The sequence below is a fragment of the Candidatus Enterococcus wittei genome (assembly GCF_002140175.1).
GTDB lineage: Bacteria > Bacillota > Bacilli > Lactobacillales > Enterococcaceae > Enterococcus_B > Enterococcus_B wittei.
The window spans coordinates 778297-789975 of the sequence record NZ_NGMO01000001.1 but is presented as its reverse complement, the minus strand read 5'-3'; the positions used below and the strand labels follow the sequence as shown (position 1 = coordinate 789975).

The window sequence follows — 11679 nt, the reverse complement described above, 5'->3', positions numbered from 1 at the left end:
GGTTTAGAAGTGGGACACAAATAAAGAACAATTTCGCCTTATGATCTAAAAACGTATAAATTTAGGTAGAAGAAGTAAATGATTCGGATATAATCCGAAATTAACAAAAATTTGAAAAGTAATTTTCGTAAATTCCTTCTTATTTCTCGGAGCTTAACACTTCCGTCCCAACCTCTTTTTGAAATGAAGAAAAAATTCACTGAAATTCAATCGAGCTGATAAATTCGATAAACAGAAAAAAATGTTTAGAACTTCACTTGACTTAGAGCTCACTTCAAGGTGTATGATGGATAAAAATAAGGAGGTAACTTTATGTTATTAGAAAAAATCGCACAACCAGCGGAGATCAAAAAATTTTCCAAAGAACAGTTATATACATTAGTGGAAGAGGCTCGAGCAACTTTGCTTGAAAAGGTTAGCCAACATGGTGGCCACAATGGACCAAATCTTGGAGTTGTTGAAATGATAGTCGCTTTACATTATGTGTTTGACTCGCCAAAAGATAAGTTCATCTTTGATGTTTCACATCAATCTTACGTACATAAAATGTTGACAGGCAGAGCGCAGGCTTTTTTAGATCCAACCTATTATGATGCAGTTTCTGGCTATACCAATCCAAAAGAAAGTGATCATGATTTATTTACGGTGGGACACACTTCGACTTCTTTATCTTTAGCAAGTGGTGTGGCCAAAGCAAGGGATTTAAAACAAGATGACTATCATGTGATTGCAGTGATCGGAGATGGTTCGTTATCAGGAGGATTAGCATACGAAGGATTGAATACGATCGCAGAACAAGGAACGAATACGATTGTGATCGTCAATGATAATGAACAATCGATTGCTGAAAATCATGGAGGATTATATAGAAATTTACAAGAATTACGAGAAACGAGAGGGCAAGCAAAAGACAATTTCTTTAAATCTCTAGGTTTTGATTATCATTATCTTGAAGATGGGAATGATGTAGATGCATTGATTGCACTATTAACTGAAGTGAAAGAAATTAAAACACCGATAATCCTTCATATCCATACGATTAAGGGAAAAGGATTCAAATATGCTGAAGAAAATCGGGAAAAATTTCATGCTGGTGGACCTTTTAGCTTGGAAACAGGTGATTACTTGGCGGCAAATCGATCAACAGCTACGTATAGTAGTATCACAACAGATTTCTTACTAGAAAAAATGGCTGCTGATCCAATGGTTGTCGCAGTAAATGCCGGAACACCGATGATTCTGTTTTCACCAGAACAACGAAAACAAGTCGGAGAACAATTTGTCGATGTCGGGATTGCGGAAGAACAAGCAGCAACAATGACAGCCGGGCTTGCAAAAAATGGGGCAAAACCAGTTTGGGCAGTTCACTCGACTTTTATGCAAAGAAGCTACGATCAAATTTCTCATGATCTTGCATTAAACAATTTACCGGGAACGATTTTAGTTTACTTAGCTTCGGTCAACGGAATGAATGATGAAAGTCATCTAGGGATCTTCGATATCCCATTTTTGAGTCATATTCCAAATCTTGTTTATTTAGCACCAACGAGTAAAGAAGAGTATTTAGCGATGTTAGATTGGTCAATTGAGCAGTCAGAGCATCCCGTAGCAATTCGAGTACCCGTTGGTCCGCTGAGAGAAATAGGTGGAGTGGATACAACCGATTATTCTCAACTTAACAAAAATGAAATCACACAAATTGGATCTGATGTTGCATTAATTGGAGTAGGTAATTTTTACGCACTGGCTGAGGCTGTTGCCGAAGAATTAGCCACAAAATATCAAATCTATGCAACGATTATCAATCCCAAGTTTATTTCTGGACTAGATACAGAACTATTGGACCAGTTAGAAGAAGATCATGAACTGGTAGTTACTTTAGAAGATGGAGTCCTTGAAGGCGGATATGGTCAAACTGTTGCAAGCTATCTTGGAAATAGTATTGTAAAAGTCCAAAACTACGGATTAGATAAAGCATTTCATGACCGCTATCAGTCCGATAAATTATTGGCAGAAAACGGATTAACTGTAGAAAATATCGTTGAGCAGATTATTCGAACCATTTAATAAATATTGTGCTAGGTTAACTTAAAAAATACAAAATATGGAAGAAAACGGCAAGTCATTATAGGTCAGTAACTTACGAAAGTGTATCTCATTAATTGAAACATACAGTTTTATTATCATCCGATAGAAAAATTTTACCTGAATGATTGAAGTAATCAATGAAACACGAGTATGTTCAACTACTCATTTTTATACAAAAACATACAAATTCAGAGGATTGAATCAGTTTTCAACGATTTGATCTTCTTTTTTTATTTTCTTGAAGTTTAAACTGCAAAAGATTGCAAAAAACAGCAAAAAGTAGTATATTGCTAGAAAAGGAGGATGCCTATGTTGATGGAAGATCGTTTGGTTCTCATTAAACAAATCATTGAAGAAGAAAGAAGCGCTTCAATCGAAGATCTAGCAATTCGTCTCAGTGTTTCTAAAGATACGATCCGACGAGATTTAATGAAACTGGAAAAGCAAAAAAAAATCAAACGAACTCATGGAGGGGCCTTGGCTATAGAGAAAGAAGCACTCATTTTTGACTATGTCAAACGTTCAAGTATTTTTAGCGAGATAAAAGAAAGGATTGCAGTAGAAGCAATCAATAAATTGCAAACAAATGCAACAATCATATTGGATGCATCTACAACAGTAGAAGCAACTATCAAGTATTTAGAATCAAAAGAAATCCAAGCAATTACGAATTCATTAACTCATGCTTTACTATTAGCTAAACTGCCAAATACCACAACTACGATATTGCCAGGAACTTTGCATAAGACGCAACTCTTTTTGTCAGGAGCAACAACGATTGAAAAATTGAAGGAATATCAGGCAGATTATACATTTTTGGGGGTTTTTGCCCTTTCCACGCAAGGACTATTCATCCATACAGAAGAAGAAGGATTAGTCAAACGCCAAATGATCAAACAAGGTCGGACAGTAATTGCCTTAGCAGATCATACAAAGTTGAATAAAACTGGCTTTTTTAAAATATGTGACCTAAGTGCTATCGATCTTTTAATCACAGATGAAACACCAGACAAAGAACTACTCAACGCTTTAGAAAATAATCATGTGCAATTACTGATTGCCAAAAAGGAGTAAATGATGAAATCTTCCATCCAATTAGATAAGTTCTCAGCACCGAAAATTTTTCCAGATGTCGCACCTGTAAGATTAACAGATGAAACGCTTCATCATAGACGAGAAAAAATCATACAGAAAATGAGAGCTGCGCAGTACGATACATTGATCATTTATGCAGATAAAGAACATGGGAGTAATTTTGAATATTTAACCGGATTTATTCCACGTTTTGAAGAAGGGCTATTAGTGATTGAAGATACTGGAGAATGTACCATGATACTAGGAAATGAAAATCTGAAAATGAATGCCCATTCACGCATACAGGCAACATTGATCCATTATCCTGCATTCTCTTTACCAAACCAACCAATGACTAATAATCGATCTCTGATTGACATTTTTGAAACGTTAGGCTTAAGAAATAAAGAGAAGATCGGGGTGATTGGTTGGAAACTATTTACGACTGAAATAGAGGATCCATCACAAATCTTTGATCTACCTTATTTTATAATCGATGCATTGAAAAAAACAATTTCAGACAAAACAATATTACTGAATGCAACACACTTAATGGTTGGCGAATATGGCGTACGTAGACAAAACAATGGGAATGAAATCGCCCACTATGAGTATGGTGCAAACCTTGCTTCTTCTTGTATGTTACAAGCGCTTGATGCTATCGAAGTAGGTGAAAAGGAATCAACGATCGGTCAACTTTTAAATGCCCAAGGCCAAGCCAATACAGTGATTACGATTGCGGCGACAGGCAAGAGATTCGAATATGCGAATCTCTATCCTACAGATAAAACAATTCAACTAGGAGATCCGATGTCTTTGACAACTGGTTTTAAGGGCGGTCTATCTAGTCGTACGGGGTTTGTGATTGAAGAAGAATCTCAATTACCAAAAGAACAAAAGGATTATTTAGAACGCATTGCTAAGCCCTATTTTCGAGCAGTGGTCAGTTGGCTAGAGACGATTCGCATAGGAATGATGGGAATGGAAATGGTTCAATTGATCGAGTCTGTTTTACCTAAGGAAACCTATCACTGGCACTTGAATCCTGGACATTTGACGGCGGATGAAGAGTGGCTTGCTTCCCCCATTTATTCCAATTCAACAGAAAAAGTAACAAGTGGAATGATTTTTCAACTCGATATTATTCCGTCAGTCCCAGGATATACAGGGGTGAGCGCGGAAGAATGTGTGGCGATTGCGGATGAGACTTTACGAAATGAGTTAGCAAAAGATTATCCAGAATTGTGGCAACGTATCGTGATTCGCAGACGTTATTTGATCGAAGTGTTAAATATCCAAATCAATGAGGAACTATTGCCTTTATCAAATACCGTAGCATATCTACGCCCATTCTTTTTGGCTAAAAGCCAAGCATTACGAGTCTGCAAGGAATAGCAGATCGTTTAGATAGAGCGTGGGACAAAAGCATTATTTACTTTTGTTCCACGCTCTAAATACATATAAACGCTTCTGTCCCAGCCTATTTTATATTGATTCTTATGGTAATTCTTTTTCTAATAATTTATAGTATTTGTAAACACTTACAATTTTATGGAGGCAAAGTACATGAAAAAGATTTTATCCATTGATGCAGGACGCAAGTATTTTTCAAAAGATCAACTTTTACAGATTATTGACAGAGCAAACAAACAAGGATATACCGGATTATCATTAGTTTTAGGAAATAATGGGTTACGCTTCTTATTGGATGATATGACTATTTTAATCAACGACCAAAAGTATACCAGCGAGGAAGTAAAAACAGCGTTGATTCGAGGAACGAAGAAGTATTATGATGATCCAAATGGTATTTTTTTGACAGAAACAGAGATGGATGAAATTTTATATTTTGCTTCAACAAATGAGATGGAAGTGATTCCAGTCATCAATTCTCCTGGACATATGGATGCGATTTTAGAAGGAATGACGCAGTTGGGAATCCAAAATCCTAGGTACAAACAGTCCATTCGTACAATTGACCTTTCAAATGATCAAGCACTTCATTTTACAAAAGGACTGATTGAAAAATACATCGCCTATTTCTCTAACTTTTCTGAAATCTTCAATATTGGTTGTGACGAATATGCAAATGATCTAAACGATGGTGGTTGGCGGTCGATTCAACAAACTGGCGAATATCGGTTATTTGTTGAATATGTCAATGAATTGGTGCAGCTTGTAAAAGCATACAAGATGAAACCAATGGTATTCAATGACGGTATTTATTATCAGGAAAATGAGACTTATGGTACTTTTGATCCTTCCTTGTTGATTGCTTATTGGACTGCTGGTTGGTCCAATTATGACGTCAGTTCGGCAAAATTTCTAATCAGTAAAGGGCATCAACTTTTAAATACTAACGATCACTGGTATTGGGTAATTGGTCGGAAAACAAAAAAGGATGGACAATATCATTTGAAAAGTGCCAAAGAAGGGCTCAAGTCGATTTCAAATTCATTTGTAGTAGGCAGTGAGTCCGGTTTGCCGGTCCTTGGCAGTATGGTAGGAATTTGGGCAGATGATCCTGAAGCAGATTTTAACATATCAGATCTATTTGAATTACTTGAAACTCAGTTTGAAATAAAATAATAGAAAATGAAGATGTAGAAGACTGATTAAAATCATCCATCAGAAAATAGATACAGAGGGATTATAGGGGTGATGACCGAGACGATCTGTTTTGAAAAGTGTAGAATGGGCATAAAAGATGCACATGATAAGATGAAAAGAGTGAATTGGGGATACTGTCATGAAACAAGAGAATAAAATAAAAAATTTTATAATAAATGATGAATTGAGAGGATAAAAGAATCTTTTAGTAAAACGGGTCAAAATGTTTTATATAGACTATTTTATTAGTTAGGAGATGAGGAAAATCACGATTTATTATTCCATTGCGACTATCCAAGATTTGCCAAAGATCGTTGCTATCTACAACCAATCCATTGCATCAAAACAATCCACAGCAGATATTGAACCCGTGACAGTCCTTTCAAGAGAGTCTTGGTTCAATGCCCATACACCGAATAAAAGACCCCTATGGATCATAAAAAAAGATCAAAGGATTATTGGCTGGATCAGCTTAAGTGATTTTTATGGTCGACCAGCCTATAGCCATACAGCAGAAATCAGCATTTATCTAGACGAAACAGTTCGTGGACAAAAACTTGGGCAGCAAGCGTTAGAATTTGTGGAAAGTCAACTGGATCGATTAGCTGTTCATATTGTGCTTGCTTTTGTATTTAACGTCAATCAGGCAAGTCGACGCTTATTTCTGAAAAATGGTTATGAAGTGTGGGGGGATTTACCAGCAGTTGCACAGATGGATGAAGCTATACTTGATTTAATGATTTTAGGGAAAAACTATAAGGATAAAACAGACTAACTAAATAATAGATTGATCATCTTTTGTTTTAGAAAAAGATCTTCATCAGTTCAAACAGAATATAGACAATCAGCTTTATTTTTTAAATGCTTTTTCTATGAGAAAAAACAAATGATTTTTTTGTTGATTAAGAAAGAACTGCTTATTTTAGTGTAAGAAGATTTTATTCGATTTCCAAAAAGCCCGATTTTGTTGTCATTTCTTTTTTATAGAGCATAACAAGAAATGTGGAATGTTTCATGGCATTGTTTTACGAATTACGTTATACTTTTTTGCATAGAAGGAGTGATTGAGATGTTATGGACAGAAAAAGATAAAAGAGATGCTTATGAAATCATGTTATTACAGCAACGAGGTCTTTTAGAAGCAGAAGATAATTGGTTGGCAAATTTAGCTAATTCATCTGCTTTATTAAATGAAACCTTGCCACAAACTGTTTTTGCTGGTTACTACTTATATGATGGCCAAGAATTGATCTTAGGACCTTTCCAAGGGCGTGTATCATGTACACGAATCAAAGTAGGAAAAGGTGTATGCGGTGAGTCTGCGGAAAAACAAAAGTCGCTGATCGTTGGAAATGTGAAAACACATGAGAACTATATTTCTTGTGATTCTGCCGCTCAATCTGAAATTGTTGTGCCGATGATCAAAGACAATCAGTTGATCGGTGTGTTGGATATCGATTGTGGGGTAACGGATGGTTATGATCAAATCGATCAGGAATATTTAGAACGTTATGTAGAAATGATGTTAGGTAAATATCCGAGTAACGTTATGGTATAAATAAAAAAAGTGAGTGAAAAAAGACTAAATAAGGTCTTTTTTCTTTTTTTTTCAAAATAATAGTATTTTTTGTTTTCATAATCTTATTTTAATGTTATTATCATTTTATAAAATGATAAAATAGTTAAAGGTGGATGAGACATGAATAGTGAAAATGTGATTTTAGGAAAAAAATATGCTTGTTTTCCCGTTGGGATAAAAAATAAAGTAATCGGCGAAGTAGTGAGTAAACTAGAAAATTGCGTGATTTTTTGCGTGGAAGAATATGATGAGAATGATCACTTGGAAATTTTAGAAAAGGCCGGAAAAGTAGTGGCAAAGTATTCAGATATTTATGAGCTAACAACTACAGAAACGATTTTCCAAACGTCGGCAAAAGTCTACACGCAAGCATTGGTATCATAAGCAGATGGCTAATAAAATGGTGATTCAGTAGGAAGTCTGATCAAAAAATAAATTGGATTTAATCAGGCTTCCTAAACGTAAAAGTTCCCATACATAGAAAAAATGAACATATGATAACTAATAGCAACTCTTAATAAGTAGAAGAATTCTGTAGTGTTTTTAGAATTCTTTTACTTTTTATTATGCAATTAGCAACTTTGGACCTGTTCTTTCCCGTTAATTGTTTGTCAAATTACGTTAGCTCCTTGTCACGATAAGATTGAACCTATTATTTATTAGAGAAAAGAAGATTTCATTTGAATAATCTTAAGAGGGATTGTCGCAAAAAACATTTCACTTTACAAAACAGTTCATGTGATTTATATTATTGACAAGTCATTAATTGATTAATCAATGAATGTGGGGGAAGATTGTGGAGTTAAGAAAATTGAGCCAGTTGCTGTATCAAATAAAAGTCATCAGTCAAGAGGGAACCGCGCGATTTGAAAAAGAAACAGGGTTTAGTTTGACAAGGTATGAAATTTTAATGTTTTTAAAAGAAAATGGGCAATGTTTACAAAACAAATTGCAAGAGGATCTTAAAATTGATCTTGCAGCTATTTCTCGTCACTTAAAGATCTTAGAGGAAAAAGGGTACGTCGTTAGAAAAAGAAATGTGAAAAATAATCGTGAAGTTCTTGTTTCACTATCAACGAAGGCTAAAACAGAATTGACTGCTTGTGAAAAGAAACATCGAGAATCAGCAGACGCTTTATGTATCTCCCTCTCAGAAGAAGAGGTCAATCAATTGACTCATTTATTAAATAAAATCTATTAAATCGACAAAGAAAGAAGCGAGAAAATGAAGAATAAAAACTTAGTAAATAATGATTTTTCTGATATTGTTTTTGGCAGAAAATCGATTCGTGTGTATGATGAAACTGTGAAAATCCCTCATGAAGAAATGTTGGAGATGATCCAAGAAGCTACAACAGCTCCTTCATCAGTGAATTTACAACCATGGCGTTTTGTTGTCGTGGAAAGTGAGGAAGCAAAAGCAAAATTAAAACCATTGATTCGTTTTAATACACAACAAAATGATACTTCTTCTGCAATGGTGATGATTTTTGGCGATATGAATTGTTACGAATATGGGGAAGAAATTTATGGGCAAGCAGTTGAAGAAGGAAAAATGCCAGCTGAAGTTCGCGACCAACAACTAGCAGCAATTATTCCGTATTATAAGAGCTTTACTCGACAAGAGATGAACGACGTGGTCAAAATAGATGCAAGTTTAGCGGCTATGCAATTTATGTTGACAGCACGTAGTCATGGCTATGATACAAATCCAATCGGAGGGTTCGAAGCAGATCAATTAGCAGAAGCTTTTGATCTGGATAAAGAACGCTATGTTCCAGTAATGATCTTATCTGTCGGAAAAGCAGTAGACCAAGGTTATGAATCGGTCCGTCTAGACTCTGAGAAGATTACTTCTTTCAAATAGGAGATTGAGCCAATGATCGTTATCAATGCAACTTTCATAATAAAAGAAGAAAAGAGAAACGAATTTTTAGCAGCAATTAATGAATTGATTGCTGCAACAAAACAAGAAGACGGTTGTTTGTATTATCAACTGTATGAATCCACCAATCAAGAAAACGAGTTTGTAATGATCGAAAATTGGCGAGACGAGCAAGCAATCGAAGTTCATAATCAAAGCATCTTGTTACAACAATTATTCAAAAAGATGCCAGAATTTGGTGAAAAGAAAACAGAAATCGTTGTAGCAAAAACGATGGAATAATCTGTAGAAATTATCTTGGATCACTCTTCAGTATTAAGTGAAATAAGAAAAAAGCATCTTGCTTAATACCGAAGAGCTGATTTTTCGTTTCTTGCCCTCTTTATGTGGATGGAAAAGAGTGTACGATATTGAAAAAAACTGGTATTTATGTTATACTTTACAAGTATGAAAAATACCGTAACCCATTTTATCAAGGGGACGTTACGGATTCGACAGGCATAGTTCGAGCTTGAATTGCGTTTCGTAGGTTACGTCTACGTTAAAACGTTACAGTTAAATATAACTGCTAAAAACGAAAACAACTCTTACGCTTTAGCTGCCTAAAAACAGTTAGCGTAGATCCTCTCGGCATCGCCCATGTGCTCGAGTAAGGGTCCTAACTTTAGTGGGATACGTTTCAACTTTCCGTCTGTAAGTTGAAAAAGAGCTCATCAGACTAGCAATACAGAATGCCTGTCACTCGGCAAGCTGTAAAGCGAACCTTTAAATGAGTTGACTATGAACGTAGATTTTTAAGTGGCGATATGTTTGGACGCGGGTTCGACTCCCGCCGTCTCCATTTGGAGATTTCTCTAGTTTTCACTAAATGCTCAAAGCCTTTTAGATTAAGGTTTTGAGCGTTTTTTGTTTTAGAAGGTAAAATATTAATTGATTTAAATAGATTGAAGAAGCAATTTTTGACTTTAGATGTAGAAATAGAAGCCTGGATTGAAAATCACGATCTAGAATCACTAATATAGAAAGACCACAACCAATTATTCCTGGCTATGGTCTTTTTTACTCTTCAATCATTTTTCGCCTATGATAATCGTCCATTTTAGTGAGCATCCATAGAAATTCAAGATTAAGCTCTCACCTTATAAGAGAATGATATGCGTTCAAGATTGCTTTTAGAGTGTGCTTGATTAAGTTTAGCTTGATTAGGTTTAATAAGGATAATGTTACTTTAAGCTTTAACGATTCTTTTAACAATTCCGAATCCATATTTGACAGCGGATCGCGTATTGCTTCCAATGCTTTGTGATTCGGGCTAGGTAGATTTTTCACTTGAGTTGTTAGTCCCTGATCTTCTTTAAAATCATATGAGTGGGTTTTTTCATCTAATTTAGTGGCTAGGTCCTGGATCATCTACTTTATTTTTAATTAATTCATTGTTGACTTGCTCATTTCTGCTTTTGTTTTTCTTAAGTTCTATTTCTGGGTTATGCAGCTCATTCTTAACTTGTTCATTAGCTCTTTTTACTATTTCTTTAAACGTTATCTTGACTGTCAATTTAATCTCTCCAATCTATCTATATGATATGAAAAAGCAAACATTGCTTTATTATTTGTTTTCAGGCTTTTCTGCTTTATTATTATTGATTAGTTTTAATCTGTATCATCTACAGACAACGTTATATCAGCAATTGAATGAGCATAGTATATACCTGTCTCTTATACACATCTAGATGTGTATAAGAGACAGACGTTATATCAGCAATTGAATGAGCATAGTATATACCTGTCTCTTATACACATCTAGATGTGTATAAGAGACAGATCATTATGGATCTCTCCTATCTATTGTATATAATCAGTATACGCAATAAAATGAATGATTCGTAGCTAGTTTTTCTCAAAGTAGAAACAATCGTGGTTATACGAAATAAAACCCTCTCAAACGTGATCAGTTGAGAAGGTTTTATCGATTAAAGTTGACGACCAGACTCTATCTTTTTATTACTATTCAGTTCTTGATTACTTTGCCTATTCTCAAGATGTTCATTATCTTTTTTTTCGTTATCTTTTTTTGCGTACCAAGCTCTTTGTATTTCATGACTAAGTGTTTTTTCACCTAGCAATTCTTTTTCTAATAATTGTTGTTCAAGTTCATCTGTTGTCTTTTTCGACGAGTTTTTTTTCATTTTGAATTCCTCCAATCTATTTTATATAAATAGTATAAGCTAAATGGTAAAGGGTAAGAGAAATATTTTTATTAAAAATAGAAACAATCGTTTAGACCTGTCTCTTATACACATCTAGATGTGTATAAGAGACAGGGCTTTTCTGCTTTATTATTATTGATTAGTTTTAATCTGTATCATCTACAGACAACGTTATATCAGCAATTGAATGAGCATAGTATATACTGCTCGATTATTTTACTATAAAAAGCAAACAT

At 34.8% G+C, this 11679-nt stretch carries 12 protein-coding genes and 1 other RNA gene; 11 read left to right on the top strand and 2 right to left on the bottom strand.

Going from position 1 to position 11679, the window contains the following annotated elements:
- Positions 1 to 312 precede the first annotated feature (312 nt).
- The 11 genes from A5844_RS03110 to ssrA all read left to right on the top strand — a co-directional run bounded on the left by A5844_RS03110 (position 313) and on the right by ssrA (position 10080).
- Complete coding sequence (locus tag A5844_RS03110) at positions 313 to 2067, top strand: 1-deoxy-D-xylulose-5-phosphate synthase (RefSeq protein WP_086283814.1); 1755 nt, start codon at positions 313 to 315, stop codon at positions 2065 to 2067.
- Positions 2068 to 2397: 330 nt separating this feature from the next.
- A complete protein-coding gene (locus A5844_RS03105; protein ID WP_086283813.1) occupies positions 2398 to 3162 on the top strand; it encodes a DeoR/GlpR family DNA-binding transcription regulator in 765 nt (254 codons plus the stop codon).
- A gap of 3 nt (positions 3163 to 3165) precedes the next feature.
- Positions 3166 to 4557, top strand: a complete 1392-nt coding sequence (locus A5844_RS03100) for a M24 family metallopeptidase (protein WP_373419201.1) — start codon at positions 3166 to 3168, stop codon at positions 4555 to 4557.
- A 171-nt stretch (positions 4558 to 4728) separates the two neighbouring features.
- Positions 4729 to 5751: a beta-N-acetylhexosaminidase gene (locus A5844_RS03095; RefSeq protein ID WP_086283810.1), complete on the top strand. Its 1023-nt coding sequence runs from the start codon at positions 4729 to 4731 to the stop codon at positions 5749 to 5751.
- Between the two features lie 277 nt (positions 5752 to 6028).
- Positions 6029 to 6547, top strand: a complete 519-nt coding sequence (locus A5844_RS03090; protein WP_086283808.1) for a GNAT family N-acetyltransferase — start codon at positions 6029 to 6031, stop codon at positions 6545 to 6547.
- A 294-nt stretch (positions 6548 to 6841) separates the two neighbouring features.
- On the top strand, positions 6842 to 7330 hold the full coding sequence (gene msrC, locus A5844_RS03085; RefSeq protein WP_086283806.1) for a free L-methionine (R)-S-oxide reductase MsrC: 489 nt from the start codon (positions 6842 to 6844) through the stop codon (positions 7328 to 7330).
- Positions 7331 to 7471: 141 nt separating this feature from the next.
- Complete coding sequence (locus tag A5844_RS03080) at positions 7472 to 7735, top strand: hypothetical protein (RefSeq protein ID WP_086283804.1); 264 nt, start codon at positions 7472 to 7474, stop codon at positions 7733 to 7735.
- A gap of 412 nt (positions 7736 to 8147) precedes the next feature.
- A complete protein-coding gene (locus A5844_RS03075; RefSeq protein ID WP_086283802.1) occupies positions 8148 to 8552 on the top strand; it encodes a MarR family winged helix-turn-helix transcriptional regulator in 405 nt (134 codons plus the stop codon).
- Positions 8553 to 8576: 24 nt separating this feature from the next.
- Positions 8577 to 9218 (top strand): nitroreductase family protein, encoded by a 642-nt coding sequence (locus A5844_RS03070; protein WP_086283800.1) that lies wholly within the window; start codon positions 8577 to 8579, stop codon positions 9216 to 9218.
- A gap of 12 nt (positions 9219 to 9230) precedes the next feature.
- A complete protein-coding gene (locus A5844_RS03065; RefSeq protein ID WP_086283798.1) occupies positions 9231 to 9518 on the top strand; it encodes a putative quinol monooxygenase in 288 nt (95 codons plus the stop codon).
- A 194-nt stretch (positions 9519 to 9712) separates the two neighbouring features.
- Positions 9713 to 10080: a transfer-messenger RNA gene (gene ssrA, locus A5844_RS03060) on the top strand.
- Positions 10081 to 10623: 543 nt separating this feature from the next.
- On the opposite strand, the gene A5844_RS14130 is transcribed toward ssrA, so the two are convergent.
- Both A5844_RS14130 and A5844_RS03050 read right to left on the bottom strand, forming a co-directional pair.
- On the bottom strand, positions 10624 to 10791 hold the full coding sequence (locus A5844_RS14130; protein ID WP_154670122.1) for a hypothetical protein: 168 nt from the start codon (positions 10789 to 10791) through the stop codon (positions 10624 to 10626).
- Positions 10792 to 11206: 415 nt separating this feature from the next.
- The gene (locus tag A5844_RS03050; protein WP_086283795.1) at positions 11207 to 11422 is read right to left on the bottom strand and encodes a hypothetical protein; all 216 of its coding nucleotides are present in this window, start codon (positions 11420 to 11422) and stop codon (positions 11207 to 11209) included.
- Between the last annotated feature and the right edge of the window lie 257 nt (positions 11423 to 11679).

What these genes read in the sequence shown, in the direction of transcription:
- A5844_RS03100 (WP_373419201.1), top strand. Translation starts at nt 3,166, where the DNA reads ATGAAATCTTCCATCCAATTAGATAAGTTCTCAGCACCGAAAATTTTT.
- A5844_RS03095 (WP_086283810.1), top strand. Translation starts at nt 4,729, where the DNA reads ATGAAAAAGATTTTATCCATTGATGCAGGACGCAAGTATTTTTCAAAA.
- msrC (WP_086283806.1), top strand. Translation starts at nt 6,842, where the DNA reads ATGTTATGGACAGAAAAAGATAAAAGAGATGCTTATGAAATCATGTTA.
- A5844_RS03065 (WP_086283798.1), top strand. Translation starts at nt 9,231, where the DNA reads ATGATCGTTATCAATGCAACTTTCATAATAAAAGAAGAAAAGAGAAAC.
- A5844_RS03110 (WP_086283814.1), top strand. Translation starts at nt 313, where the DNA reads ATGTTATTAGAAAAAATCGCACAACCAGCGGAGATCAAAAAATTTTCC.
- A5844_RS03105 (WP_086283813.1), top strand. Translation starts at nt 2,398, where the DNA reads ATGTTGATGGAAGATCGTTTGGTTCTCATTAAACAAATCATTGAAGAA.
- A5844_RS03070 (WP_086283800.1), top strand. Translation starts at nt 8,577, where the DNA reads ATGAAGAATAAAAACTTAGTAAATAATGATTTTTCTGATATTGTTTTT.
- A5844_RS03090 (WP_086283808.1), top strand. Translation starts at nt 6,029, where the DNA reads ATGAGGAAAATCACGATTTATTATTCCATTGCGACTATCCAAGATTTG.
- A5844_RS03080 (WP_086283804.1), top strand. Translation starts at nt 7,472, where the DNA reads ATGAATAGTGAAAATGTGATTTTAGGAAAAAAATATGCTTGTTTTCCC.
- A5844_RS03050 (WP_086283795.1), bottom strand. Translation starts at nt 11,422, where the DNA reads ATGAAAAAAAACTCGTCGAAAAAGACAACAGATGAACTTGAACAACAA.